The sequence below is a fragment of the Salmonella sp. SJTUF15581 genome (genome assembly GCF_043356775.1).
Taxonomy (GTDB): domain Bacteria; phylum Pseudomonadota; class Gammaproteobacteria; order Enterobacterales; family Enterobacteriaceae; genus Salmonella; species Salmonella enterica.
Window position 1 is genome coordinate 337,540 of the sequence record NZ_JBEUJY010000004.1, and the last position, 26,162, is coordinate 363,701.

Genomic DNA, 26,162 nt, shown 5'->3' on the forward strand with positions numbered 1-26,162 from the left:
AAACTTGCATTAACCTTATTTTAACTTAAAGTATCACATGTAACTAATTTTACTTTCGAACGAAAGATGATGAGGTTGATATGACGACTCCTTTTACCCACGAAACGCTGCCCGCCGACCCAAAAGCGGCCATTCGTCAGATGAAGCAGGCGCTACGCGCGCAAATCGGCGACGTACAGGCGGTGTTCGACCGTTTGAGCGCCACCATAGCAGCCCGGGTGGCGGAAATTAACGATCTGAAGGCGCAGGGACAGCCGGTATGGCCAATTATCCCTTTTAGCGAACTGGCGATGGGCAACATTAGCGATGCCACCCGCGCCGAGGTTAAGCGCCGCGGGTGCGCGGTGATTAAAGGTCATTTTCCACGCGAACAGGCGCTGGCATGGGACCAGTCGATGCTCGACTATCTGGACAAGAACCATTTTGACGCGGTGTATAAAGGACCGGGGGATAATTTTTTCGGTACGCTGAGCGCCTCCCGGCCTGAAATCTATCCTGTCTACTGGTCGCAGGCGCAAATGCAGGCCCGCCAAAGTGAAGAGATGGCGCTGGCGCAGTCGTTCCTCAACCGTCTATGGCAGGTAGAGCACGACGGCAAGCGATGGTTTAATCCGGATATCAGCATCATTTACCCGGATCGCATCCGTCGCCGCCCGCCGGGCACCACATCCAAAGGACTGGGAGCGCATACCGACTCCGGCGCGCTGGAGCGCTGGCTGCTGCCAGCCTATCAGCGGGTATTTGCCAGCGTGTTTAACGGCAACGTCGAGCAGTACGATCCGTGGAATGCGGCACACCGTACCGAAGTTGAAGAGTATACGGTGGATAACACCACCAAATGCTCGGTATTTCGCACCTTCCAGGGCTGGACCGCGCTCTCCGATATGCTGCCCGGTCAGGGGTTGCTTCATGTCGTCCCTATCCCGGAGGCGATGGCGTATATTCTGCTGCGCCCGCTGCTGGATGATGTCCCGGAAGATGAATTATGCGGCGTCGCGCCGGGCCGGGTGCTGCCGATTTCTGAACAGTGGCATCCTTTACTGATGGCGGCGTTAACCAGCATTCCGCCGCTGGAAGCCGGGGATTCCGTATGGTGGCATTGCGATGTCATCCACTCCGTCGCCCCCGTCGAAAATCAGCAGGGCTGGGGCAATGTGATGTACATTCCTGCCGCGCCAATGTGTGAGAAAAACCTGGCCTATGCGCGTAAGGTGAAAGCGGCGCTGGAGACAGGCGCATCACCGGGCGATTTCCCGCGCGAGGACTATGAAACCACCTGGGAAGGGCGCTTCACGCTGCGCGATCTGAATATTCACGGCAAGCGGGCATTAGGTATGGACGTTTGACGGTCGTACCGCCCTTCCCGCTCACCTGCGGTGTGCCCTTTACCTGGGCGCACCCGTCTTACCGAACCTACGCGCCAGGATACGTTAGCCCGGTAAGCGCAGCGCCACCGGGCGTCAGTGTTTAGCTTTCAATCCCTTTACTACGCAAATAATCGTCGTAGTTACCGCTGAAGTCCACCACGCGCTCCGGCGTAATTTCAGGAACTGAAAAAGCGCGGCATTGAGTTCGTTGTCGCCAGCGTCAGTATTACCAGCTTATTTCGCTCTTTCCTGAGCTAAAGGATGAGATCTCTTTTGTCGCGGAAAACGGCGCACTGGTTTACGAACATGGCAAGCAACTGTTCCACGGCGAACTGACCCGCGGATTGTTATTGGCGAGTTGCTGAAAGATAAGCAACTTAATTTTGTCGCCTGCGGTCTGCAAAGTGCATATGTCAGCGAAAATGCGCCAGAAGCATTCGTTACCCTGATGGCAAAACACTACCATCGCCTGAAACCCGTAAAAGATTATCAGGAGATTGATGACGTACTGTTCAAGTTTTCGCTCAACCTACCGGATGAACAAATCCCGTTAGTGATCGACAAACTACACGTTACGCTCGATGGCATTATGAAGCCCGTCACCAGCGGCTTCGGTTTTATCGACCTGATTATCCCGGGACTGCATAAAGTAAACGGTATTTCGCGGTTACTGAAACGCTGGGATCTGTCGCCACAAAATATGGTAGCGATTGGCGACAGCGGCAATGACGCAGAGATGCTTAAAATGGCGCATTATTCCTTTGCGATGGACAATGCCGCAGAAAACATTAAACAAATCGCCCGTTACGCTACCGATAATAATAAGCATGAAGGCGCACTGAATGTGATTCAGGCTATGCTGGAAAATAAGGTGCCGTTTACACTTTAACGAGAGTCGGGGCAATCGCCCCGATTTCTCAATGAGCATTACACTCATCTTCTTCAATCAGTTCAACCACTAATGTGGTTCCAGGCCCCTGTAAGTAATATTCATCGTCAAGGGGATCGCGCAGTTTCATAAATGTCGTTTTACCGACTTGCATGGTATGCCCGGCAGCCATTTCTGCTCCACTTTCAAGCAGGTAACGCAGAACATTATTGAAAATATCAGAATATTTTTGCCCTTCGTGATGACCTTGTGCGTGTGCTGCGAAATCTGGTAGTCCAAAGCAATCAGCACCATAGGTACGCATCCATACGCCTTCGATATCCTCCACTTCATATTTCACAAATCCACAAAATAGAGAGGTCAGCGGGAAACCTTCACGCAACATTTCCAGACTATGCTTACCCAACTCCTGAGACTTAAATACCCCCGCAGGTAATGAAGTGTGAGCCGATTCATTTAATACAGCGACAGCCCCCATGTTACTTAATGCACCTGCAACCACAGCCAACGCAACATATTGCTCTAAAGGTGAAGTATCATACCCCTTATAATATAAAATAATATTTGCACTGGTTGCCTGTACTTGCTCTTTTACTTCCTGGGGATAATGAGCTGGCGCGACACATTGTTCGATTGATTCCTGGGGGTAAGGCGTTTTAAATCCAACCATCGATATTACATGCTTACCCCATCCTGCTAAACCAAAAAAATCCAGTTCAGGGACAAGTTCACACGTTGCCTGTTTCATACTGGAATGATAATTACGCAACAAGCGGGTGAGTTCTTTTGAATTATTTTCCGGGAGAGTATCAAATACAACAACTAAACTTAGTGGGTTATCAATTTCAGCATTCGCTACTAAAACACCTTGTATATTAGATGAGTTTTTTTCTTTACGGCCAAAAAAGCGTTCCAAAATGCTCATATTTATTCCTTTTGTTGAACAATAAAGGAATATAAAATAGCACTTGAATTCTTATAAAGAAAATAACATTACAATATGTTTACCACAAAATATATTCGCAATTTTTATGATAGTTCCTCTTCTTTCATTTAATTTTAAAATCGAATATTAAGAGTATATATAATTTTCACATTGCATTCGGAAAAAATAAAAATTATCTTGTTAACATTCTGTAACCCCGACGCTATCGGGGTTACAGACAATAACTTACTCGATCCCTTTACTACGCAAATAATCGTCGTAGTTGCCGCTGAAGTCCACCACGCGCTCCGGCGTAATTTCAATGACGCGGGTTGCCAGCGAGCTGACGAACTCACGGTCGTGCGAAACAAAGATCAGCGTGCCCTGATACAGCTCCAGCGCCATATTCAGCGATTCGATCGACTCCATATCCAGGTGGTTAGTCGGTTCGTCCATGATCAGGATATTCGGCTTTTGCATCATCAGTTTGCCGAACAGCATACGGCCCTTCTCGCCACCGGAGAGGACTTTCGCAGGCTTTTTGATATCATCCTGGCTAAATAGCAGGCGGCCCAGAATACTGCGCACTGCCTGCTCGTCGTCGCCTTCCTGCTTCCACTGACTCATCCATTCAAACACCGTCAGGTCATTTTCGAATTCATATTCGTGGTCCTGCGCGTAGTAACCAATACGCGCGTTTTCCGACCATTTAACGGTGCCATGATCGGCGTCCAGATCGCCAACCAGCGTCTTCAGCAGCGTAGATTTACCCACGCCATTGGTGCCGAGTACTGCCAGCTTCTCGCCGACTTCGAGCAGCAAATTGACATTTTTAAACAGCGGACCGTTATCAAAACCTTTCGTCAACGCTTCCACTTCCAGAGCGTTACGGAACAGTTTTTTATCCTGCTCAAAACGGATGAACGGGTTCTGACGGCTGGAGGCTTTCACCTCTTCCAGCTTGATTTTATCGATCTGCCGCGCGCGCGACGTTGCCTGACGCGATTTAGAGGCATTGGCGCTAAAACGGCTAACAAAAGATTGCAGCTCGGCAATTTGCGCTTTTTTCTTCGCATTATCGGCCAACAGACGTTCACGCGCCTGGGTCGCCGCCGTCATATACTCATCATAGTTACCCGGATAGACGCGCAAGTCGCCGTAATCCAGATCCGCCATATGCGTACAAACCATGTTCAGGAAGTGACGGTCGTGCGAAATGATGATCATCGTGCTATCGCGCTCGTTCAGCACCTGCTCCAGCCAACGGATAGTATCAATATCCAGGTTGTTGGTCGGTTCGTCGAGCAACAGGATGTCCGGATTAGAGAATAACGCCTGCGCCAGTAGCACACGCAATTTCCAGCCTGGCGCGACTTCACTCATCAGACCGTAATGCTGCTCCAGCGGGATGCCCACCCCCAACAGCAGTTCGCCCGCGCGCGCCTCAGCGGAATAACCGTCCATCTCGCCGTATTTTACTTCCAGATCGGCGACTTTATAGCCGTCTTCTTCGCTCATTTCCGGCAAGGCGTAGATACGGTCGCGCTCCTGCTTGACTTCCCACAGTTCGCCATGCCCCATAATGACAGTATCAAGTACGGTGAATGTTTCAAAAGCGAACTGGTCCTGACGCAGCTTACCGATGCGCTCATTCGGATCGAGGGAAACATTGCCCAGCGTCGGCTCCAGGTCGCCGCCGAGGATTTTCATAAAAGTGGACTTTCCGCTACCGTTGGCGCCGATCAGGCCGTAACGGTTGCCGCCGCCAAATTTGACGGAAATGTTTTCGAACAGCGGCTTACTGCCGAACTGCATGGTAACGTTGCTGGAAACTAACACAGGCTTATCCTGAAAAAAGATGTGACAAACCGCTTATTATGCCACAAGTCTGAAATAAGATCGCGCCCTGTACAAAGGGCTACACTGAACCGTAAGGGAAAAAAACGTGATTTCGTACACATCTGAATTCCCTGTTTACTGGAATGCACCTATAATGCGCTCCCAACATGACAGAATTCTCAACCTACTAGCCTGCTTGGCACAGAATCTCGCATAACATGAATATGAAATTAACAACGCTTTTCGCGGCGGCTTTCGCTGTAGTTGGTTTTTGTAAAACAGCCTCAGCAGTCACTTACCCGCTGCCTACCGATGGTAGCCGTTTAATTGGGCAAAATCAGGTCATCACCGTTCCGGAGGGCAATACCCAGCCGCTGGAGTATTTTGCCGCGGAGTATCAGATGGGGCTCTCCAACATGCTGGAAGCCAACCCGGGCGTGGATACCTTCCTGCCGAAGGGCGGTACCGTGCTGAATATTCCGCAGCAGCTGATCCTGCCGGATACCGTACACGAAGGCATTATCATCAATAGCGCGGAAATGCGCCTCTATTACTACCCGAAAGGCACAAACACCGTTATCGTCCTGCCGATTGGGATCGGTCAGTTAGGTAAAGACACGCCTATCAACTGGACGACCAAAGTTGAACGTAAAAAAGCCGGTCCGACCTGGACGCCTACGGCAAAAATGCACGCTGAATATCGCGCCGCCGGCGAGCCGTTGCCTGCCGTCGTACCTGCGGGCCCGGATAACCCGATGGGCCTGTACGCGCTGTACATCGGTCGCCTGTATGCTATTCACGGCACCAACGCCAACTTCGGCATCGGGCTTCGCGTGAGCCACGGCTGCGTACGTCTGCGCAACGACGATATCAAATTCCTGTTTGAAAATGTGCCGGTCGGTACCCGCGTGCAGTTTATCGATGAACCGGTAAAAGCCACCACCGAGCCGGACGGTAGCCGTTACATTGAGGTGCATAACCCGCTGTCAACGACGGAAGCGCAGTTTGAAGGTAAGGAAGCGGTGCCGATCACGCTTAATAAGAGTATCCTGGCCGTCACCAACGAGCCTGACGTTGATCAGACCGTCGTACAACAGGCGGTTCAGGATCGTTCCGGGATGCCGGTTCGTCTGAACTGACAGACTCTGCCTGCGAAGCCCGATAGATACTATCGGGCTTCTCTTACGGCATCAGTTGCAATAATCCATATCCCACCAGCGCCGCCCATGCCAGCATCGGCAGCGAATAGAAATGAAATCGCCACCAGATTCGGCGATCGTTCGCCATCCGTAAAGCAATAAGATTTGCCAGCGACCCCGGCAGCAGACCAAACCCGCCGATATTCACCGCCCACGCCAGCAGCGTCGAGGCCGGTACATAGTTCAGCAGGAGAATGGTACTGGGCACATTACTGATAATCTGCGACAGGCCGATAGCGGTTAGCCAAAGCCCCAGGTGAGACAGTGCGCCAACCTGGTTGAAAACGCCCTGCAACGCCGGCAATTGCGTTAGCAGATGGACATCAATAAACATCGCCATAAATACCAGCAGCAGCGTCCAGTCCACGCTGACTATCACCCTGCGCGCCAGCACAATAAACCCAGCCGCCACCAACACCAATCCCCATAACTCTTGCCTGAGCTCCAGCGCGGTAAGAAAAACGACATATAATCCCAGGCAACTCCACACCAGACGGGGCTGCCACTGCGGCGAACGCGTACCGGTATGATACTGTAACGCCCTACCCGGAAAACAAAACCAGCACAGGAGCAGTAACGTCAGCATCATCATGACGGCAAGCGGCGCCATTTGCCCGCTAAATTCAGCAAAGCTTAAGCCGGAGCGTCCCCATAACAGAATATTTTGCGGATTACCGACAGGCGTCAGCAGCGAACCAGCGTTCACCGCCAACGCTTCAAAAATAATCAATCGGTTGACCGGAATCGCGCACAGTTTTTTTAACGTTATCGTCAGCGGCACAACGATAAACAGCGCGACATCGTTTGTCAGAAAGGTCGACAGCGCCGCCGCAGCCAGCACCAGAAACATCGCCAGTTGCCGCTCGGTATGAAATCGGCGCGTCATCTTGCGTCCCAGCACATCAAAATAGCCGCTCAGCTCAACGCCTTTAGTGAGCAACATTAACCCACTGAGGGTAATAATGGTGTGCCAGTCAATCGCGCCAGGCCAGGCGCGGGGCGCAAAAGGAACAAACAGGCTTAACGCCATCCCCACAATGATCAACAACTGAAAAAAACGGTCACGCCGCAGCGCCCGTAAAAAAGCCAGATTCATTCTGCAGATGTTCCATGCTGTTGCGTGAAGGCCAAAAAGGCATCCAATGTCTCCTGGCTGACATGGTGTTCCATCCCTTCCGCATCACGACGCGCGATCTCCGGACTTACGCCTAATACCAGTAAAAAATTTTCGACAATTTGGTGCCGCTCGCGGCTTTCCTGCGCCAGCTTCTCCCCTTCCGGCGTCAGAAAAACGCCGCGCCAGGGGATCATTTGAATAAATCCTAACGATGCCAGGCGCTTAAGCATTTTGGCCACAGTCGGCTGGGAGACGCCGAGCCGCGCCGCCATATCCACCTGACGCGCTTCCCCTACCTCAATAATTAAATCGGAAATCAGCTCAACGTAATCGTCTATCAACTCACGGCGATGCGCCTCTCTGACCTGACGAAATCCTTCAACGTGTTCTTCTACGTTCACCAATTGCGTCACTTTTTTTGTTGTTGGCGTACCTGCGCGACGACCCATTTTGCTTCCTCGTTTCTGTGACGCGTTAACGCGTCAGCTGACAGAGCGCTCATTGTAAACCAGAGTTGTCCGGGCACAAAAAATTAACGTTTTAGCAATAGCTATAAAACATAGCCTGTGCTATATCTGTATGTAATGCAGACATCCCTCACGGATCGATGGGATAGAAACATCAGGAGGTTTATATGAACGAATTTAAGAGGTGTATACGCGTGTTCAGTCACTCTCCCTTTAAAGTCCGGTTAATGCTGCTCTCTATGTTGTGCGATATGATCAACGGCAAACCGGAGCAGGATAACCCTTCCACGAAATAACGCGGCGGTGCGGTACGCCGCTTTATTTTGCATCCTCAACGGAAATGGCGCCCATTTCCCCTGTTTTTTTGTGGTTTTGCTATTCTCTTCGCAAAACATTTTCTTTCCGGCGGTTGACCTTCTTACCCGCACGCTCTATCTTCTGGCAGCCCTGAATATTTTGCGACTCGCCGTTGCGAACCCAATACCTTTTTTACGCATAATCAGGCAGGTAATGACCCTTCGCGCCAGGGTTAGCACATGGCGTTTTTGCAATAGTGGCATATGAATTCAACCCTTATCGATTCACTTCTCGCCCGTCGTCGGGCTGTAAGCCCGTGGGCGGGCCTCTACTTTTTACAGTCGCTGCTGATTAACCTCGCGCTCGGCTACCCCTTTAGCCTGCTTTATACCGCGGCGTTTACCTGCCTGTTGCTGCTGCTCTGGCGCTACCTGCCCCGCGGACAAAAAGCGCTGCTCGGCATCTGTTCGCTGGTAGCCGCTTGCTATTTTCCCTTTGGACAGGCTTACGGCGCGCCGAACTTTAATACGCTGCTGGCGCTGCACTCCACCAATATGGAAGAGTCGAGCGAAATCCTGACCATCTTCCCGTGGTATAGCTACCTGACCGGACTTTTTATTTTTGCGCTGGGTATTATTGCGCTTCGTCGCCGAAAAGAAGAGGTCAGGCCGCGCTGGAATAGCCTCGACAGCCTGTGCCTGCTGATTAGCGTCGCGGCATTTTTCGTCGCGCCGGTACAAAATCTGGCGTGGGGCGGCGTTTTTAAGGTTATTGATACCGGCTATCCGGTTTTTCGCTTCGCTAAAGACGTTATCGTCAATAACAACGAAGTCATTGAAGAGCAGCACCGTATGGCGCAGCTATCCGGCATAAAAGATAGCTGGACGGTTACTGCGGTGAAACCCAGATATCACATCTATGTCGTGGTGATTGGTGAAAGCGCGCGACGGGATGCCATGGGCGCTTTCGGCGGCCACTGGGATAATACCCCCTTCGCCAGCCATGTGAATGGCGACTTCTTTATGGATTACATCGCCGCCAGCGGCTCAACGCAAAAATCGCTCGGTTTAACGCTCAATCGCGTGGTGGATAACAAACCGCAGTATCAGGATAACTTCGTCACGCTGGCTAACCGCGCCGGTTTTCAGACATGGTGGTTTTCCAATCAGGGGCAAATCGGCGAATACGACACGGCCATCGCCAGTATCGCCAAACGCGCCGATGAAGCGCATTTCCTGAAAAACGGCGATTTTGAAGCGGATAAAAATACTCGCGACGACGCGCTGTTAACCATGACGGCGCAGGTATTGGCGACAGAACGCACGCAACCGCAGTTGATTGTGTTGCATTTAATGGGGTCGCATCCCCAGGCCTGCGACCGTACTCAGGGAAAATACGCGACGTTTGTCCAGTCGAAAGAGACGTCTTGTTATTTATACACCATGACGCAAACCGACGATTTGCTCCGTCAGCTCTATACTCAGCTTCGTCATAGCGGCGACAGTTTTTCGCTCGTCTATTTCTCCGATCACGGGCTGGCGTTTAAAGAGCGCGGCAAAGCGGTACAGTACCTGGCGCATGACGACAAATTCCAGCAAAACTTCCAGGTGCCGTTTATGGTGCTATCCAGCGACAGTAAAGCGCATCGGATCATTAAAGCTCGCCGTTCCGCGAACGATTTCCTGAGTTTTTTCTCGCAATGGACAGGAATTAGCGCTAAAGAGATCAAAAATCGCTATCGATTTATTTCGGAGCAGAAAGCCGGGCCCGTTTATATCACCAATTTCAAATTACAAAAAGTGGACTATAACCATCTGGGCAGCGATATTTTTTCACTAAAATAATGCATGTTTCAGGCAAAAAAAATCCGCCCCGAAAGGCGGATTTTTCATTTTCACCGACGTGATTAGAAGCGGTAACCCACGCCAGCAATCCAGGTGCCAACGTCAACGCTACGAATACGGCTCTGCTCGTAAGAGAAGTCCAGAGCAACATTTTCCATCGGGTTGAATTGCAGACCAGCGCCATAGGAGAAGCCATAATCGCTGGTGTCATGTTTGTAGGTTGGGTAATCGGTCGTCTGGAATTTACCGTAACCCACACCGACTACACCGTAGATGCTCGCCCAATCGTTCAGACGGTAAGCCGGGCCGGCAGTGATGCCGTAGTACTGACCTTTGTTGTAATCGCCCGCACCGTTAGTACGATCTTTTTCGGTGTAGGTGAAGGAACCGATTACGCCCAGCGGGTTGTCGTCCTGCTCGTAACGATACTTCAGGTTGAAACCGCTCATTTTATTCGCTACGCCCTGCGCGTCGCTCTGAGCGTAACCACCGGTAACGGTAGAAGTAGCAGCTACTGCAGTACCTGCGGAAAAAGCCAGAACAGCGGCCAGTGCTGAAAGACATGCAATTTTTTTCATAACCACCTCAAATGTGCTTCAAGTAAGTCCTAAGTTTTAAATATATCAAAAATTAATGGGAAACTCTTTGCGATTCACGGTGTCTAAGGGCGCCTTTCATGTAACAGAACGTTTCCATATCGCGCTATCTTATTCAATTAACATCACTTTTCCGGCTGATTGCACCAATAATGCGCGTGCGACGCGATACATTCATCCAGATTATTCCTAAACTAACAGTCTATTTATCCATCAATTTAAGTTCATTTTATGGAATCCTGGAAATTTTTTTTCAACGAATCCTCAACCGCCACGGGGAATTTCCATTACACTGCCACCTTTACTCGTACTGACATTTTTTGACAGGAGAAAGGATGCCGGGGTCAACACGTAAACTACCAGTCTGGTTGCCCATTTTGGTTTTGCTCATTGCCATGTCCTCTATTCAGAGTGGCGCTTCACTGGCGAAATCGTTATTTCCTCTTGTCGGCGCGCCGGGCGTAACGGCGCTTCGTCTGGCGTTGGGAACGCTTATCCTTATCGCCTTTTTCAAACCCTGGCGTTTGCGTTTTGCCAAAGAGCAGCGGCTGCCTTTACTGTTTTATGGTCTGTCGCTGGGCGGGATGAACTATCTATTCTATCTGTCGATTCAGACGGTGCCGTTGGGTATTGCGGTCGCGCTGGAATTTACCGGTCCTCTGGCGGTCGCGCTGTTTTCATCCCGGCGGCCGGTAGATTTTATTTGGGTCGTACTGGCTGTGCTTGGGCTCTGGTTCCTGCTGCCATTAGGGCAAGATATGTCTCACGTCGATCTTACCGGGGCCGCGTTAGCGCTCGGCGCTGGCGCCTGTTGGGCTGTCTATATTCTTACCGGCCAGCGAGCAGGCGCGGAACATGGTCCGGCCACGGTGGCGGTAGGCTCGCTGATTGCCGCCATCATTTTCGTGCCGATTGGCGCAGTTCAGGCTGGCGACGCGCTATGGCACTGGTCGATTCTTCCCTTAGGGTTAGCGGTCGCTGTGCTTTCTACGGCGCTGCCTTATTCACTGGAAATGATTGCGCTGACGCGCCTGCCAACCCGCACCTTCGGTACGCTGATGAGCATGGAACCCGCGCTGGCCGCCGTTTCCGGGATGATTTTTCTGGGCGAAACGCTTACGGGCATACAAATCCTGGCCCTGTGCGCCATCATTGCCGCCTCAATGGGTTCTACCCTAACGATTCGACGCGAACCGCAAATTAAACAAGTTGACGTAAAATAGTTTCTTATTCTGCATGATGTGCATAATCATGCAGAATATCACCTCGTTATTCACCTTTTATTATTGCGCTATTACTTCGTCATTTTTTGTCATATTTTTTCTCATTTTTTACATTAAAATGAGAATTATTACCCACCAAACAGCAAACTCGTCTAACCAATTGATTTTTAATCAAAATAAATATTAAATCTTGTCTGTACTATTAAAGTGATAGGTAAATTCAAAAAAGCAAAGTTAAAAACCGGTGCTATACTTATTTTCGTTAATTACCTGGGACACAAACATCAAGAGGATATGAGATTATGAGTACCGCTAAACTGGTAAAAACAAAAGCGTCTAATCTGCTTTATACCCGTAACGATGTATCAGAGAGCGATAAAAAAGCGACGGTTGAGTTGCTTAATCGTCAGGTGATCCAGTTCATTGACCTGTCGCTGATCACGAAACAGGCCCACTGGAACATGCGCGGTGCTAACTTTATTGCCGTTCATGAGATGCTGGATGGCTTCCGTACCGCACTGACCGATCATCTGGATACTATGGCCGAGCGCGCCGTACAGCTTGGCGGTGTGGCGTTAGGCACCACGCAAGTTATCAACAGCAAAACTCCACTGAAAAGCTATCCGCTCGACATCCATAACGTGCAGGATCACTTAAAAGAACTGGCCGATCGCTACGCTGTTGTCGCTAATGATGTTCGCAAAGCTATTGGTGAAGCCAAAGATGAAGACACTGCCGATATCTTTACCGCCGCATCACGCGACCTCGATAAATTCCTGTGGTTTATCGAATCCAACATCGAATAAATCTATCTCTACCCTGAATACTTCGAGTTGCAGGAAGGTACAAACGCAGCGAATCCGCAGAAGCCTGACTTCCGTCGGTCACTGAAGCGAACGCACCTGCAACTTGATGTACACAGGTATATAAGTCATCCCTATACCCCTGCCTGGCACAGGGGTTTTGCACTTAAATAGTGCACACGTCTTGTACTCCCCTCCGATAAAAGTGAATTATTTGTAATAATTACATCACACAATCGTTAATTAAAGATTGTTTTAACAACAATTTTTACGCTAAATAGACCCTGTATCTCTACTTTGTTATTCATGCACTAAATCAGTGCCCCAAAACGGTGCGGCATACTGGTTTTGCCCGACTTATTGTGCACAGGAATGGTTCACGCTTCTGTTAAAACAATGAGTTACATAATTGGCATGATTTTTTCATTACGCTACATGTTCTCGCAGGGGATCGCCCCGTGGATAGAAAAGGAAATGCTATGAAGTCTCTATTAAAAGTTTCACTGGCTGCACTTACCCTGGCTTTTGCGGTGTCTTCGCACGCTGCGGATAAGAAACTCGTGGTGGCAACCGATACGGCGTTCGTTCCGTTTGAATTTAAACAGGGCGACAAATACGTCGGTTTTGATGTTGATCTGTGGGACGCTATCGCGAAAGAACTGAAGCTGGACTACACCCTGAAACCGATGGATTTCAGCGGCATTATTCCGGCATTACAAACCAAAAATATCGATCTGGCGCTGGCGGGTATTACGATTACGGACGAGCGTAAAAAAGCGATCGACTTTTCCGATGGCTATTACAAAAGCGGTCTGCTCGTGATGGTGAAAGCCAACAATAACGATATTAAAAGCGTTAAAGACCTCGATGGCAAAGTCGTTGCCGTGAAGAGCGGAACCGGGTCGGTGGATTACGCGAAAGCGAACATCAAAACTAAAGACCTGCGTCAGTTCCCGAACATTGATAACGCGTACATGGAATTAGGCACCAACCGCGCAGACGCCGTTCTGCACGATACGCCGAACATCCTGTACTTTATCAAAACCGCAGGCAACGGCCAGTTCAAGGCGGTAGGCGAATCGCTGGAAGCACAGCAATACGGAGTTGCCTTCCCGAAAGGCAGCGATGAACTGCGCGAGAAAGTCAACGGCGCGCTGAAAACGCTGCGTGAGAATGGCACCTATAACGAAATCTACAAAAAATGGTTCGGTACAGAACCTAAATAAAACGACCTGATGTTGGCTTGTGGCCCGGTAGTGAGGACGCTCACCGGGCCTACAGCTCTTTTCCGTGACGGATAAGACACTTTCACGCCATTTCCGCACCGGATAGAGCATTTGACTATTTACACCACGGTAACAGGAACGACATATGCAGTTTGACTGGAGCGCCATCTGGCCCGCCATTCCGCTTTTACTTGAGGGCGCTAAAATGACCCTGTGGATCTCGGTCCTCGGTCTGGCTGGCGGCCTGGTTATTGGACTGGCGGCAGGTTTTGCCCGTACGTTTGGCGGCTGGTTCGCCAACCACATCGCCCTGGTTTTCATTGAAATTATTCGCGGCACGCCCATCGTTGTCCAGGTCATGTTTATCTACTTTGCCCTGCCGATGGCATTTAATGATTTGCGTATTGATCCGTTCAGCGCAGCGGTCGTGACAATTATGATTAACTCCGGCGCTTATATCGCGGAAATTACTCGCGGCGCAGTACTATCCATTCACAAAGGTTTTCGCGAAGCGGGTCTGGCGCTGGGCCTTTCTCGCCGGGAAACCATCCGCCATGTTATTTTACCGCTTGCTCTGCGCCGTATGCTGCCGCCGCTGGGCAATCAGTGGATCATTAGCATCAAAGACACCTCGTTGTTTATTGTTATCGGCGTAGCCGAGCTGACCCGTCAGGGCCAGGAAATTATTGCCGGTAACTTTCGCGCCCTGGAAATCTGGAGCGCCGTGGCCGTCTTCTATTTGATCATTACGCTGGTGTTGAGCTTTATTTTGCGTCGTCTTGAAAGAAGGATGAAAATCCTGTGATTGAATTTAAAAACGTCTCCAAGCACTTTGGCCCCACCCAGGTGCTACATAACATTGATTTAAACATCCGTCAGGGCGAAGTGGTTGTGATTATCGGCCCTTCCGGTTCGGGTAAATCCACATTATTACGCTGTATCAATAAACTGGAAGAGATCACCTCCGGCGATCTGATTGTCGATGGTCTGAAAGTCAACGATCCTAAAGTAGACGAACGGCTGATTCGCCAGGAAGCCGGCATGGTGTTTCAACAGTTTTATCTGTTCCCGCATCTGACCGCGCTCGAAAACGTGATGTTCGGTCCTCTGCGCGTGCGCGGCGTAAAGAAAGAAGAAGCGGAAAAACAGGCGAAAGCTCTGTTAGCGAAAGTTGGACTGGCGGAACGAGCGCACCACTACCCCTCCGAGCTTTCCGGCGGTCAACAACAGCGCGTCGCCATTGCCCGAGCGCTGGCAGTGAAGCCGAAAATGATGCTCTTTGACGAGCCAACCTCCGCTCTGGACCCTGAACTGCGCCATGAAGTGCTGAAAGTCATGCAGGATCTGGCGGAAGAAGGCATGACCATGGTCATTGTCACTCACGAAATCGGCTTTGCCGAAAAAGTCGCCTCACGGCTGATTTTTATCGATAAAGGCCGTATTGCCGAAGATGGCAGTCCGCAGGCGTTGATCGAAAACCCGCCAAGCCCACGTTTACAGGAATTTTTACAGCACGTCTCCTGAGATATCGCCCTTCCTGCCCTGCGGCAGGAAGGGCATCATGGAATAGTCCCATTTCATTTTCCCTCCCCTGCGCCATCTATACTTAGTGTTTTGCGTCTCTTTTCTCACTGGAGGAGTCATGCGGTGGACCCTGTTCATCCTTTTTTGTCTACTGGGCGCGCCTGCCCATGCGGTCGCCATACCCGGCGTGACCACGGGGACATCAACCAGCCAGCAAGCAGCGCCAGAGCCCAGTCCTGAACAAAAAAAAGCGGCCTATGCGGCCCTGGCTGACGTACTGGAGAACGAGGCTTCACGTAACGAATTGATAGCGCAACTCCGCGAAGCCTCAACCACGCCGCCGACCGAGCCGGCGCCAGCGCTTGCGCCGCCTGCGGCCAAAGATGAGAAAACGGTACTGGAGAACGTCACCACCGTTACCCGTCAGTACGGCGATGCTTTCGCTACCCGTTTCGCCCAGCTTTATCGCAACATCACCGATGCGCCGCACAAGCCATTTAACTCGCAAACCTTCACCAACGCGTTAACCCACTTTTTATTTCTGGCCGCCGCGGTATTTGGTTTTTATAGCGTGATACGGCTTTGCGCCCTGCCGTTATATCGAAAAATGGGCCTGTGGGCGCGCAAGAAAAACCGTGAACGCAGCAACTGGTTACAGCTCCCGGCGATGATCGTCGGCGCGTTTATTATCGACCTGCTGCTACTGGCGCTCACCTTATTTATCGGTCAGATGCTCAGTGATAATTTCCATGCCGGAAGTCGAACTATCGCTTTTCAGCAAAGCCTGTTCCTGAATGCCTTCGCGCTGATAGAATTCTTTAAAGCGATTCTGCGGCTTATTTTTTGCCCTAATGTACCGGAATTACGCCCATTCGCGATTCAGGATGCGACAGCGCGTTACTGGAATCGCCGTATGAGTTCCCTTAGCAGTTTGATTGGCTACGGGCTGATTGTTGCCGTTCCGATTATTTCCAACCAGGTGAATGTTCAGGTTGGCGCGATGGCGAATGTGGCGATCATGCTCTGCATCACCATCTGGGCGCTGTACCTGATCTTTAAAAACAAAGCGGAGATTACGCAACATTTATTAAGTCTGGCGGAACGATCATTAGCCTTTTTTAGCCTGTTTATCCGCGCCTTTGCGCTGGTGTGGCACTGGCTGGCCAGCGCCTACTTTATCGTGCTGTTTTTCTTCTCGTTATTCGACCCAGGCAATAGTCTGAAGTTTATGATGGGCGCGACCGTGCGCAGTCTGGCGATTATTGGCATCGCGGCGTTTATCTCCGGTATGTTTACCCGCTGGATAGCGAAAACCATCACCCTGTCGCCCCATACGCAGCGCAACTACCCGGAATTACAAAAGCGGCTTAACGGCTGGCTCTCCTCAGCGCTAAAAGTCGCACGCTTTTTGACCGTCTGCGTCGCCGTTATGCTGTTGCTCAACGCCTGGGGATTATTCGATTTCTGGCACTGGCTACATTATGGCGCGGGGGAAAAGATGGTCGATATCCTCATCCGTATCGCGTTAATCTTATTCTTCTCCGCCGTGGGATGGACGATTCTCGCCAGTCTGATTGAGAATCGCCTGGCCTCCGATATTCATGGCCGCCCGCTACCCAGCGCCCGCACGCGCACGCTGCTGACGCTGTTCCGCAATGCGCTGGCAGTGATTATCAGTACCATAACCATCATGATCGTGTTATCGGAAATCGGCGTCAATATCGCGCCATTGCTGGCTGGCGCGGGGGCGTTAGGTCTGGCTATCTCTTTCGGTTCGCAAACCCTGGTGAAAGATATTATTACCGGCGTCTTTATTCAGTTTGAAAACGGGATGAATACCGGCGACTTAGTCACCATAGGCCCGCTGACGGGGACGGTCGAAAGAATGTCGATTCGTTCCGTCGGCGTGCGGCAGGATACCGGGGCATACCATATTATCCCGTGGTCCTCGATCACCACTTTCGCCAACTTTGTGCGCGGTATCGGCTCTGTTGTCGCCAACTATGACGTGGATCGCCATGAGGATGCGGATAAAGCGAATCAGGCGCTGAAAGACGCGGTAACGGCGCTGATGGAGACGGAGGATATTCGCGGGCTGATTATCGGCGAACCCACGTTCGCCGGTATTGTCGGTTTAACGAACACGGCGTTTACTTTACGCGTGTCGTTCACCACGCTACCGCTCAAGCAGTGGACGGTGCGTTTTGCCCTTGATAGCCAGGTGAAAAAGCATTTTGATCTGGCCAATGTGCGCGCGCCGGTGCAAACGTATCAGGTTCTACCCGCCCCCGCCGGCGGCCCGTCGCCTGATTCACTGCCGCCGCGCGAACCGACGATTTAGCGTTTACGGGTGATAAAACGGCGACGCTGGTCGTCATCCATAAAGGTCCAGGCAATAAAGCGGCTTTGCTTTTGCCCCTGGGCCATCTCTTTTTTCACCACTTTCACCGCGCCAGCCTCCGTCAACGCCCGGTAAAGCGGCGGTAAATTTTCGCCGCGCGACACCAACGTCGTAAACCACAACACCTGACGGCGGAAAGTTTGGCTTTCAGCAATCATTTTTTTAATAAAGGCGACTTCGCCGCCTTCGCACCATAGCTCCTGCTGTTGACCGCCAAAGTTCAGCGCATCATCTTTATTCTGCCCCAAATTGCGGCGCTTACGCTCGCTGCCCGCGCGGGCTGCGGCGGCGGAGTCGTGAAAAGGCGGGTTACAAAGCGTTGCGTCATAAAATTCATTTTTATGAATGATACCTGTAAAAATGGCCGCCGGATCTTTTTGCCGACGCAGACGAATGGCGCGGCTTAACCCCGTATTAGCCTGAATGATAGCCTGCGCGCTGGACATCGCTGCGTCGCTGACTTCACTACCGGTAAATCGCCAGCCATATTCATGGACGCCGATAAGCGGATAAATACAATTGGCGCCCACCCCCACGTCCAGAATAGTTGCCTGCGCCGGAATACTCCCTGTCGTTTCGCCAAGCAGATCCGCCAGATGATGGATATAATCCGCACGACCAGGCACCGGCGGACATAAAAACCCTGGCGGAATGTCCCAGTGTGTAACGGCATAAAAATGCGCCAGCAACGCCTTATTGAGCGCTTTTACCGCTTGCGGATTAGCAAAATCAACGCTCTGTTCACCGGCGGGCGTGCGGATAAGAAAGGACGTCAATTCCGGCGTGGTCTGACACAGTGCGGCGAGATCATAACGGTGTTGGTGGCGGTTGCGCGGGTGTAACCCCGGTTTCTGGGCGGACATGGCATTCTCCTTTTAGCAGCGGCGTAAGATACCCGTATAACGCCACGGGGTAAATATACCACCGCGAATTCCCTGCCTCGCTCGTTTGATCGGATATCTGAATGACATTGGTTCTGCTCATGGTCTGAAAAGATCGCGCGATGCGATTTTTTCACCTGACGGCGCTACACTTAACCTCAGGTACCCTAAAATCAGGAGAGCGTGATGGCATCCGGCTGGGCAAATGATGACGCAGTGAATGAACAAATCAACAATACCATTGAAGATGCCGTTGCCCGCGCTCGCGGCGAACTTCCCCACGGCGAAAGTCGCGATGAATGCGAATCGTGCGGCGACCCTATCCCTGAAGCGCGGCGTAAAGCCGTGCCGGGCGTTCGGTTATGCATAGCCTGCCAACAGGAGAAAGATTTACATAACGCAACATTTTCAGGATATAATCGTAGAGGTTCAAAAGACAGCCAGTTACGCTGACTTTTCTTTACCGAAACCGCCAGTATTATCCATTCCTTTACGCTCATGCTTTTTAGCGTTCTGCGTCGCAGAATGTGCCGTTAACCTCGACTCTGTAAAGCCAGATGACAAGAAAGGTAAATTCAACCGTTGAATTAATTAATAATCAATAGGTTATTTGTCATTCAAAAATTTTGAGCAAGGCAGTCAATTCTATTCGATTTTATCTTTCGCAAAAAACCGTGATACTCATCACATCGACGGAACATCGTCCCATAAACAGAATAACCTGCGAGAGATTAATCATGAAAACCATTAAATATGCTGTTGCAGCCATCGCGCTTTCCACCCTTTCTTTTGGCGCTTTTGCCGCAGAACCGGTTAGCGCGTCTCAGACGCAAAACCTGCATAAAATCGGCGTAGTGTCTGCCGATGGCGCCACCACGCTGGATGGCCTGGAAGCTAAACTGGCTGAAAAAGCCGCCGCTGCTGGCGCAAGCGCTTATAACATCACCTCCGCCGTAGGTAATGACAAAATGAGCGGCACTGCGGTGATTTATAAATAATTTACCTGCCCGCCAGATTTCAGGCTGTAACATCGCTGTTGTTTGAATTCTGACGGGTATTACCCTCGTCTGTTTGCCAACAGACCCACTGCTCCAACCCTCATTAACCCTGTTTGTTACCCTTATTTGCCCGTCCGCCACTGGACGGGCTTTTTTTATTCGCTAAAAGCCTGTTCGACGCGCGCAAGCCCGTCTTCTAACGTCGCCGCCTCTCCCGTCGCAACCAGACAACAGGCCATTTGCGTTTTTAATGATTGCGGCACCGACTCGTGGCCGGCAAGGCAGCGCTCAATCCAGCGCGCGGTGATTTCAGGATCTTTAGTCGCAGGCAGTGAAAGCGGCTCGTCGTACGTGTCGCTCTGGCGCTCATGCAGTACCTGCACGCCGCGGCTATCAATCAGGCTAATTTGCGGACAGCGTTGCGGGTTGGCATAGACTTCGCCTTCGGTACCATGCATCAGCAAAGCCCGCCCGCCAATGCGGCTAAAAAAGGTCGCCACACGCGGAACATATTCAGGATGAGAAACGCTTGATAAACGCAGCGCGGCATCCTCAGCAAATGGCGTCGCCAGCTTGGCCAGTGAATGCGCGCTGTTGCGCACGCCCATCCGCCAGCGCATCGCCAGCTGTTTTTCCAGCGGCGGGCAGAGCGCGCTCACCGGGATAAACACCGGCTGGCGCCCGTCCAGTTTGGCCTGCGCTTGTCCGCCGTGTAGGGTGGGCACAATCCCCATCAGCTCAAATATTGTTTCCGTCAGTACGCGGGTCGGATCTTCACTGACGCCGTGTACTACAACTGGAAAGCCCAATTTATGCAGCAGGATAGCCAGCAACGGCGTTAAATTCGCCTGTTTACGCGCGCCGTTATAGCTGGGAATAACGACCGGCAACGGCCTATCTGCGGGCGGTGTCAGTTTGATGGTATGATTCTGCATGGCTTCATAAAAGCCCAGCATTTCGGCTTCGCCTTCGCCTTTAATACGCAGCGCCATCAATATACTGCCCATCTCCAGGTCGGGGACGTCGCCATTCAGCATTCGGGTATACAAACCGCGCGCGGTATCCAGATCCAGATCGCGGGCGTGATTTTTACCTCGCCCGATCTCTTTGATGATCTTGCGATAATCCATTGAAAGCTCCTTGAAGTGTGCTCACAGCATTAACGCCGTCGGCGGCGTGCAGGTTTTGCTTTTGGTTTTACTATAACGTCTGGCACGGCAGGCTGCTCTATCGGAAAAACAGGTAAGGCATTCAGTAAACGCTGTCCGTAGTTTTTGGTCAACAAACGCTTATCATAAATGACCACTTCTCCCCGACAGGCGTGGCTACGGATCAATCGCCCTACCTGCTGAATTAAATTAAAAGACGCGCTTGGTAAACTTTGTACCTCAAACGGATAACGATTCAGACTTTTTAGCCATTCGCCTTCGGTGATCACGACCGGGCTGTCGATCGGCGGGAAGGCAATTTTATGGATATGGACCTGCGTCAGCAGCTCGCCTTTAAGATCCAGCCCTTCGGCAAAAGACTGAAGCCCAACCAGCACGCTGCGTTCGCCGCTCTCCACCCGTTTACGGTGCAGCTCCACCAGCCGGTAACGCGGCTGGTCGCCCTGGACCAGGAGGAGTAAGCGCACATCAGCGACATGCTCCAGAAAACGCTGCATCGCCCGCCCGCTGGCGAACAGTACCAGCATACCATGATGTTTTTTGCTCTCCAGTTGCTCGCGAAAATAGGCCGCCATTTCGGCAATATGCTGCTCTTCGTTATCAATGGTGGGTTCGTAGCGCATTTGAGGAATCACCAGTTTCCCCTGTTCCACATGATTAAACGGCGAATCCAGCGCCACAAAGCGGTCGCCGGCTTTTTCTTTTAAGCCGCTCATTTCCTGCAGACGCGAAAAGCTATTGAGCGAGCGCAGTGTCGCCGAGGTGACAATAATGTGCGGTACGCTGCGCCATAACAATCTTTCCAGCTGATCGCTGACGCGGATACCGACACAATGGAACCAGACGTGGAGTTGCCCTTCGCGTATTTCACGCGTCGCCCATTTGGACACCGGCGCGCCTGAAGACTGCGCCATCGAAGCCAGCCGCCATAATTTACTTTGCGCCTCGAACATTCCCAGCGCCCGGTTCATCTGTAAAATCACCCGATGCAAACGCACAATATCGTGCGACCCGGTTTTTTCGCTGAGATCGTTGAGAAAGGATTCCGCCAGCCCACGCAACGTCTCGGTCAGCTTCGCCAGTCGCTGGCAGATTTCCATGACCTCATCAGGCAACTCGCCCATTGCAAAACGGTGCTCCGCCTCCTGCGCTGCGGGCATATACAGATTAAGAATGGCATTGAGCGAGGCGATCAGTTCGTACACCTCCTCGCAATGGGCGTTAAGTCGCTCAGGGTTCGCTAACGGCGGCGTGGTTTTAGGGCGAAACTGCTCCATGCAGGTCGCCACCAGTTTGCTGAACAGATCCAGTTGCAAGCGATACCAGGAGGCGGTAATTTCCGCGCTCATCTCCAGCGCATCGCGCGCGACATCGGGCAGATGATGACCTTCATCCAGTACCAACAGCAGATGCTTTGGTTCCGGCAGTACGGCTTCACTTTCCATCGCCGCCATTACCAGCGCGTGATTCGCCACCACGACTTCCGCTTCCTGTATTTCACGTCGGGCGACAAAGAATGGACATTCGCGGTAATAGTGACAGTTGCGGTTCAGACAACTGGCTTTATCGGTACTTAATCGCCGCCACAGATCGTCGTCAATAGCAATGTCGGTATGATCCCGCAGACCATCCCATTTGTAACCGTCAAGATCCCCTTTCAGCCTGGCGCAGCGCTTTTGCTCTTCCTGGTTGTTAGGCGTCAGTTCGTCATCAAGAAAGGCGAGCAGATCCTGCTGCGTAGGCTCGCTACTGGCGAGCGCCGCCAGGTTTCGCGGACACACGTAACGCCCGCGGCCAAAGGCGGCGGTAAAGCGCAGATCGGGGATGATTTTTCGTAGCAGCGGCAAATCTTTGCTAAAGATCTGATCCTGTAACGCCACGTTAGCAGTACTGACCACCAGTGTTTTTTGCTCTTCCCGGGCAATGGCGATACCGGGAATAAGATAGGAGAGGGTTTTCCCGACGCCGGTCGGCGCTTCAATAGCCAGATGTCTCCCTTCTTCCCCGGCCAGCGTTCTGGCGACGTCAGCAATCATCTGCCGCTGCGGCGCACGGGGAATAAAGTCGGGAATCTGGTCCTGAAGCGCCTTATACCAGGCGGCGATTTGCGCTTTCAGCGCAGCGGTCAATGCCATGAGAAAACCTGAAGTACTGTATAAACAGCCACTATTGTGTCACATTTCAGGGGCGGGAAGTACCTTTTTTACCGGTTCTGGAAGGCGGCTCGCAACGCGATGTGTATTTTGCCGGATGACGGTGCAAGCACCTTATCGGGCCTACGTATTTGCATAGTCCGTAGGCCCGGTAAGCGTCGCGCTACCGGGCATGTTGCCGGATAAAATTTACTGGGCAGGCGTGATTCTGCGCGGGCGACGCGGCGGACGAGCTTTGTCGCCAGCGGGTTTCCCCTCGCCTGTGCGCGGTTTTGGTTTCGCCTTCGCTGCCCCACTATCCTGACGTCGCGGCTGCTGACTGCGCCCCGCTCCTCCCTGATTTTGTCCGCGTCCACGACTGCCGCCGCCGCGCTGCTGACGACCATTCTGAATCGGCTCCGCTTTAATCGACGGGTCCGGCTCATAGCCCGGCGTCGTAATGCGTGGGATCTCTTTTTTCAGCAACTTTTCGATATCACGCAACAATTTATGTTCGTCAACACAGACCAGCGACAGCGCCTCGCCAGTTGCCGCCGCGCGACCGGTACGGCCAATACGGTGTACATAATCTTCCGGCACGTTCGGCAGTTCATAGTTGACCACGTGCGGCAGTTCTTCAATATCCAGACCACGCGCCGCAATATCCGTCGCCACCAGCACGCGAATATCGCCGGATTTAAAATCGGCCAGCGCGCGGGTACGTGCGCCCTGCGATTTATTACCGTGGATCGCCGCGCTGCGAATACCGTCTTTATTAAGCTGTTCCGCCAGATGGTTCGCGCCATGCTTGGTGCGGGTGAAGACCAACACCTGCTGCCAGTTGCCCTGGCCAATCATTTGTGACAGCAGTTCGCGCTTACGTTTTTTATCGACAAAGTGCACGTGCTGCGTTACCTGCTCTGAGGCCGTGTTGCGGCGCGCCACTTCGATTTCCAGCGGGTTGCGCAACAGCTTTTCGGCGAGCGCTTTGATGTCGTCGGAGAACGTGGCGGAGAACAGCAGATTCTGACGCTTCGCCGGCAGTTTCGCCAGCACGCGACGAATGTCGTGAATGAAGCCCATATCCAGCATACGGTCGGCTTCATCCAGTACCAGAATCTCAATCTGATCCAGCTTCACGGCATTTTGATGTTCCAGGTCGAGCAGACGTCCCGGCGTCGCCACCAGCACATCCACGCCGCCGCGCAGTTTCATCATCTGCGGATTGATGCTTACGCCGCCAAATACCACCAGCGAGCGAATATTGAGATATTTACTGTAATCTCTGACGTTTTCGCCAATTTGCGCCGCCAGCTCGCGGGTTGGCGTGAGGATCAACGCACGCACCGGGCGACGACCTTTAGCGTGCGGCTGATGGGTAATCAGATGCTGCAACAATGGCAGGGTAAAACCCGCCGTTTTACCGGTTCCAGTCTGGGCGCTGGCCATCAGATCGCGGCCTTCCAGCACGGCGGGAATCGCCTGTTGCTGAATAGGGGTAGGTTCACGGTAACCCTGCTCGGCAATAGCGCGCAGGATATCAGGGTTTAATCCCAGGGAATCAAAAGACATAACTACTCCGGACCGCCCCGACCGTTGCCGGTGTAGTTTTCAGGGAGATGCTCAAATTTGGAATGACAAAAACCACAATGTCATGAAGGGGCGGAGTGTAGCAGTTTTTGTGATGCGGCGCATAAATTATCCTTACGGTGAGCCGCGGGGAAAATGACGCCCCGCGACGGAGATCCATGCGTTATTGTTCAGCAAACGCCTCGCCGTAGAAACTTGCCAGCAGCAGTTGGCGCAGTTCCGATACCAGCGGATAACGCGGGTTAGCGCCGGTGCACTGGTCATCGAAGGCATCTTCAGACAGTTTGTCAACGTGTGCCAGGAAGTCAGCTTCCTGCACGCCTGCTTCACGGATAGACTTAGGAATGCCCAGCTCAGCTTTAATGCTTTCCAGCCATGCCAGCAGTTTTTCAATCTTAGCGGCGGTACGGTCGCCCGGCGCGCTCAGGCCCAGGTGGTCAGCAATTTCAGCGTAACGACGGCGTGCCTGCGGACGATCGTACTGGCTGAAAGCGGTCTGCTTGGTCGGGTTGTCATTCGCGTTATAGCGGATAACGTTACAAATCAGCAGGGCGTTCGCCAGACCGTGCGGAATGTGGAACTGAGAGCCCAGTTTGTGCGCCATGGAGTGACATACACCGAGGAAGGCGTTGGCAAACGCGATACCGGCGATAGTCGCTGCACTGTGAACACGTTCACGCGAAACCGGATTTTTAGACCCTTCGTGGTAAGACGCCGGCAGGTTTTCTTTCAGCAGTTTCAGGGCCTGCAGAGCCTGACCGTCAGAGAACTCAGAAGCCAGTACGGAAACATAAGCTTCCAGAGCGTGAGTTACCGCATCCAGACCACCGAACGCACACAGGGACTTCGGCATATCCATCACCAGGTTGGCGTCGACAATCGCCATATCCGGGGTCAGGGCGTAGTCAGCCAGCGGATATTTCTGACCGGTTGCATCGTCGGTCACAACCGCAAACGGTGTGACTTCAGAACCGGTACCGGAAGTGGTGGTGACGGCGATCATTTTCGCTTTCACGCCCATTTTCGGGAACTTGTAGATACGTTTACGGATGTCCATAAAGCGCAGCGCCAGCTCTTCAAAGTGGGTTTCCGGATGTTCGTACATGACCCACATGATTTTCGCGGCGTCCATCGGGGAACCACCGCCCAGCGCGATGATCACGTCCGGTTTGAAGGAGTTCGCCAGCTCAGCGCCTTTGCGAACAACGGAAAGCGTCGGGTCGGCTTCAACTTCGAAGAAGACTTCGGTTTCAACGCCAGCCGCTTTCAGCACAGAGGTGATCTGGTCTGCGTAGCCGTTGTTGAACAGGAAGCGGTCAGTCACGATCAGCGCACGTTTGTGGCCATCGGTAATCACTTCATCCAGCGCGATGGGCAAAGAGCCACGGCGGAAGTAGATAGATTTCGGAAGTTTGTGCCACAACATGTTTTCAGCTCGCTTAGCAACGGTTTTCTTGTTGATCAGGTGTTTCGGACCAACGTTTTCAGAGATGGAGTTACCACCCCAGGAACCACAACCCAACGTCAGGGAAGGTGCGAGTTTGAAGTTGTACAGGTCACCGATACCACCCTGAGAGGCCGGGGTGTTGATCAGGATACGCGCGGTTTTCATCATCTGACCGAAGTAAGCAACGCGTTCTGGCTGGTTATCCTGGTCAGTGTACAGGCAGGAGGT

The 26,162-nt window shown here is 52.1% G+C and carries 22 protein-coding genes and 2 pseudogenes; 13 read left to right on the forward strand and 11 right to left on the reverse strand.

Features of this window, described 5'->3' with window-relative positions:
• Positions 1-80: 80 nt before the first annotated feature.
• Entirely contained in the window at positions 81-1,346 is a 1,266-nt protein-coding gene (locus ABVN36_RS10620; RefSeq protein ID WP_023138447.1) for a DUF1479 domain-containing protein, read from the forward strand.
• A 121-nt stretch (positions 1,347-1,467) separates the two neighbouring features.
• Here ABVN36_RS10620 and ABVN36_RS10625 read toward each other — a convergent pair.
• Positions 1,468-1,551: pseudogene (locus ABVN36_RS10625) on the reverse strand (hypothetical protein); the annotation flags it as partial.
• Here ABVN36_RS10625 and ABVN36_RS10630 point away from each other — a divergent pair.
• Positions 1,542-2,256: pseudogene (locus ABVN36_RS10630) on the forward strand (Cof-type HAD-IIB family hydrolase); the annotation flags it as partial. The pseudogenes ABVN36_RS10625 and ABVN36_RS10630 overlap by 10 nt on opposite strands.
• 28 nt (positions 2,257-2,284) lie before the next feature.
• On the opposite strand, the gene ABVN36_RS10635 reads toward ABVN36_RS10630, so the two are convergent.
• Positions 2,285-3,028 carry a DUF4261 domain-containing protein gene (locus ABVN36_RS10635; RefSeq protein WP_077908618.1) on the reverse strand — a complete coding sequence of 248 codons (744 nt, stop codon included), beginning with the start codon at positions 3,026-3,028 and terminating at the stop codon, positions 2,285-2,287.
• Positions 3,029-3,427: 399 nt separating this feature from the next.
• The gene (locus tag ABVN36_RS10640; protein WP_000961479.1) at positions 3,428-5,020 is read right to left on the reverse strand and encodes an ABC-F family ATPase; all 1,593 of its coding nucleotides are present in this window, start codon (positions 5,018-5,020) and stop codon (positions 3,428-3,430) included.
• 218 nt (positions 5,021-5,238) lie between these two features.
• Between ABVN36_RS10640 and ldtB the strand changes: the two genes are divergently transcribed.
• Positions 5,239-6,159 carry a L,D-transpeptidase gene (gene ldtB, locus ABVN36_RS10645; protein WP_001056404.1) on the forward strand — a complete coding sequence of 307 codons (921 nt, stop codon included), beginning with the start codon at positions 5,239-5,241 and terminating at the stop codon, positions 6,157-6,159.
• A 43-nt stretch (positions 6,160-6,202) separates the two neighbouring features.
• Here the strand turns inward: ldtB and ABVN36_RS10650 are convergent, their stop codons facing one another.
• Positions 6,203-7,315, reverse strand: a complete 1,113-nt coding sequence (locus tag ABVN36_RS10650) for an anion transporter (protein ID WP_023138450.1) — start codon at positions 7,313-7,315, stop codon at positions 6,203-6,205.
• Positions 7,312-7,785: a manganese-binding transcriptional regulator MntR gene (gene mntR / locus ABVN36_RS10655; protein ID WP_000533542.1), complete on the reverse strand. Its 474-nt coding sequence runs from the start codon at positions 7,783-7,785 to the stop codon at positions 7,312-7,314. Before mntR ends, ABVN36_RS10650 begins: the two co-directional genes overlap by 4 nt.
• A 185-nt stretch (positions 7,786-7,970) precedes the next feature.
• On the opposite strand from mntR, the gene mntS reads away from it, so the two are divergent.
• Complete coding sequence (mntS, locus tag ABVN36_RS10660) at positions 7,971-8,099, forward strand: manganase accumulation protein MntS (RefSeq protein ID WP_001001755.1); 129 nt, start codon at positions 7,971-7,973, stop codon at positions 8,097-8,099.
• Between the two features lie 264 nt (positions 8,100-8,363).
• On the forward strand, positions 8,364-9,944 hold the full coding sequence (locus ABVN36_RS10665) for a phosphoethanolamine transferase (protein ID WP_001089327.1): 1,581 nt from the start codon (positions 8,364-8,366) through the stop codon (positions 9,942-9,944).
• Between the two features lie 62 nt (positions 9,945-10,006).
• On the opposite strand, the gene ompX is transcribed toward ABVN36_RS10665, so the two are convergent.
• Positions 10,007-10,522, reverse strand: coding sequence for an outer membrane protein OmpX (gene ompX, locus ABVN36_RS10670; RefSeq protein ID WP_000716763.1), 516 nt, complete (start codon positions 10,520-10,522; stop codon positions 10,007-10,009).
• Between the two features lie 353 nt (positions 10,523-10,875).
• Between ompX and rhtA the strand changes: the two genes are divergently transcribed.
• From rhtA to ybiO, 6 genes are all read left to right on the forward strand, one after another.
• Positions 10,876-11,763, forward strand: coding sequence for a threonine/homoserine exporter RhtA (gene rhtA / locus ABVN36_RS10675; RefSeq protein WP_001119554.1), 888 nt, complete (start codon positions 10,876-10,878; stop codon positions 11,761-11,763).
• A 302-nt stretch (positions 11,764-12,065) separates the two neighbouring features.
• Complete coding sequence (gene dps / locus ABVN36_RS10680) at positions 12,066-12,569, forward strand: DNA starvation/stationary phase protection protein Dps (protein WP_000100805.1); 504 nt, start codon at positions 12,066-12,068, stop codon at positions 12,567-12,569.
• A 476-nt stretch (positions 12,570-13,045) separates the two neighbouring features.
• The gene (glnH, locus tag ABVN36_RS10685) at positions 13,046-13,792 is read left to right on the forward strand and encodes a glutamine ABC transporter substrate-binding protein GlnH (protein ID WP_000838671.1); all 747 of its coding nucleotides are present in this window, start codon (positions 13,046-13,048) and stop codon (positions 13,790-13,792) included.
• Positions 13,793-13,937: 145 nt separating this feature from the next.
• Entirely contained in the window at positions 13,938-14,597 is a 660-nt protein-coding gene (glnP, locus tag ABVN36_RS10690) for a glutamine ABC transporter permease GlnP (RefSeq protein ID WP_001159076.1), read from the forward strand.
• Positions 14,594-15,316, forward strand: a complete 723-nt coding sequence (gene glnQ / locus ABVN36_RS10695; protein ID WP_000569093.1) for a glutamine ABC transporter ATP-binding protein GlnQ — start codon at positions 14,594-14,596, stop codon at positions 15,314-15,316. The genes glnP and glnQ overlap by 4 nt, the downstream gene beginning before the upstream one ends.
• 118 nt (positions 15,317-15,434) lie before the next feature.
• Positions 15,435-17,657: a mechanosensitive channel protein gene (gene ybiO, locus ABVN36_RS10700; RefSeq protein WP_023138451.1), complete on the forward strand. Its 2,223-nt coding sequence runs from the start codon at positions 15,435-15,437 to the stop codon at positions 17,655-17,657.
• Here ybiO and rlmF read toward each other — a convergent pair.
• Positions 17,654-18,580, reverse strand: a complete 927-nt coding sequence (gene rlmF / locus ABVN36_RS10705; protein ID WP_001275964.1) for a 23S rRNA (adenine(1618)-N(6))-methyltransferase RlmF — start codon at positions 18,578-18,580, stop codon at positions 17,654-17,656. The genes ybiO and rlmF overlap by 4 nt on opposite strands.
• Before the next feature lie 204 nt (positions 18,581-18,784).
• Here rlmF and ABVN36_RS10710 point away from each other — a divergent pair, with 204 nt between their 5' ends.
• Together ABVN36_RS10710 and ybiJ are read left to right on the forward strand one after the other, a co-directional pair.
• Positions 18,785-19,051, forward strand: coding sequence for a DksA/TraR family C4-type zinc finger protein (locus ABVN36_RS10710; protein ID WP_000146330.1), 267 nt, complete (start codon positions 18,785-18,787; stop codon positions 19,049-19,051).
• A gap of 284 nt (positions 19,052-19,335) precedes the next feature.
• The gene (gene ybiJ, locus ABVN36_RS10715; RefSeq protein ID WP_000849089.1) at positions 19,336-19,596 is read left to right on the forward strand and encodes a DUF1471 family protein YbiJ; all 261 of its coding nucleotides are present in this window, start codon (positions 19,336-19,338) and stop codon (positions 19,594-19,596) included.
• Between the two features lie 155 nt (positions 19,597-19,751).
• Here ybiJ and ybiB read toward each other — a convergent pair whose 3' ends face one another.
• The 4 genes from ybiB to ABVN36_RS10735 all read right to left on the reverse strand — a co-directional run.
• Positions 19,752-20,726, reverse strand: coding sequence for a DNA-binding protein YbiB (ybiB, locus tag ABVN36_RS10720; RefSeq protein WP_023138452.1), 975 nt, complete (start codon positions 20,724-20,726; stop codon positions 19,752-19,754).
• A 29-nt stretch (positions 20,727-20,755) separates the two neighbouring features.
• Complete coding sequence (dinG, locus tag ABVN36_RS10725) at positions 20,756-22,900, reverse strand: ATP-dependent DNA helicase DinG (protein WP_001218630.1); 2,145 nt, start codon at positions 22,898-22,900, stop codon at positions 20,756-20,758.
• Positions 22,901-23,107: 207 nt separating this feature from the next.
• Positions 23,108-24,469 (reverse strand): ATP-dependent RNA helicase RhlE, encoded by a 1,362-nt coding sequence (rhlE, locus tag ABVN36_RS10730; protein ID WP_023138453.1) that lies wholly within the window; start codon positions 24,467-24,469, stop codon positions 23,108-23,110.
• Between the two features lie 181 nt (positions 24,470-24,650).
• Positions 24,651-26,162, reverse strand: a 1,512-nt coding sequence (locus ABVN36_RS10735; RefSeq protein ID WP_393921181.1) for an iron-containing alcohol dehydrogenase, incomplete at its 5' end; no start/stop codon positions are given.

Coding starts and splice junctions, on each gene's coding strand:
- ABVN36_RS10620 (WP_023138447.1), top strand. CDS start 81: ATGACGACTCCTTTTACCCACGAAACGCTGCCCGCCGACCCAAAAGCG.
- ldtB (WP_001056404.1), top strand. CDS start 5,239: ATGAATATGAAATTAACAACGCTTTTCGCGGCGGCTTTCGCTGTAGTT.
- ABVN36_RS10650 (WP_023138450.1), bottom strand. CDS start 7,315: ATGAATCTGGCTTTTTTACGGGCGCTGCGGCGTGACCGTTTTTTTCAG.
- mntR (WP_000533542.1), bottom strand. CDS start 7,785: ATGGGTCGTCGCGCAGGTACGCCAACAACAAAAAAAGTGACGCAATTG.
- mntS (WP_001001755.1), top strand. CDS start 7,971: ATGAACGAATTTAAGAGGTGTATACGCGTGTTCAGTCACTCTCCCTTT.
- ABVN36_RS10665 (WP_001089327.1), top strand. CDS start 8,364: ATGAATTCAACCCTTATCGATTCACTTCTCGCCCGTCGTCGGGCTGTA.
- ompX (WP_000716763.1), bottom strand. CDS start 10,522: ATGAAAAAAATTGCATGTCTTTCAGCACTGGCCGCTGTTCTGGCTTTT.
- rhtA (WP_001119554.1), top strand. CDS start 10,876: ATGCCGGGGTCAACACGTAAACTACCAGTCTGGTTGCCCATTTTGGTT.
- dps (WP_000100805.1), top strand. CDS start 12,066: ATGAGTACCGCTAAACTGGTAAAAACAAAAGCGTCTAATCTGCTTTAT.
- glnH (WP_000838671.1), top strand. CDS start 13,046: ATGAAGTCTCTATTAAAAGTTTCACTGGCTGCACTTACCCTGGCTTTT.
- glnP (WP_001159076.1), top strand. CDS start 13,938: ATGCAGTTTGACTGGAGCGCCATCTGGCCCGCCATTCCGCTTTTACTT.
- ybiO (WP_023138451.1), top strand. CDS start 15,435: ATGCGGTGGACCCTGTTCATCCTTTTTTGTCTACTGGGCGCGCCTGCC.
- rlmF (WP_001275964.1), bottom strand. CDS start 18,580: ATGTCCGCCCAGAAACCGGGGTTACACCCGCGCAACCGCCACCAACAC.
- ABVN36_RS10710 (WP_000146330.1), top strand. CDS start 18,785: ATGGCATCCGGCTGGGCAAATGATGACGCAGTGAATGAACAAATCAAC.
- ybiJ (WP_000849089.1), top strand. CDS start 19,336: ATGAAAACCATTAAATATGCTGTTGCAGCCATCGCGCTTTCCACCCTT.
- ybiB (WP_023138452.1), bottom strand. CDS start 20,726: ATGGATTATCGCAAGATCATCAAAGAGATCGGGCGAGGTAAAAATCAC.
- dinG (WP_001218630.1), bottom strand. CDS start 22,900: ATGGCATTGACCGCTGCGCTGAAAGCGCAAATCGCCGCCTGGTATAAG.
- rhlE (WP_023138453.1), bottom strand. CDS start 24,469: ATGTCTTTTGATTCCCTGGGATTAAACCCTGATATCCTGCGCGCTATT.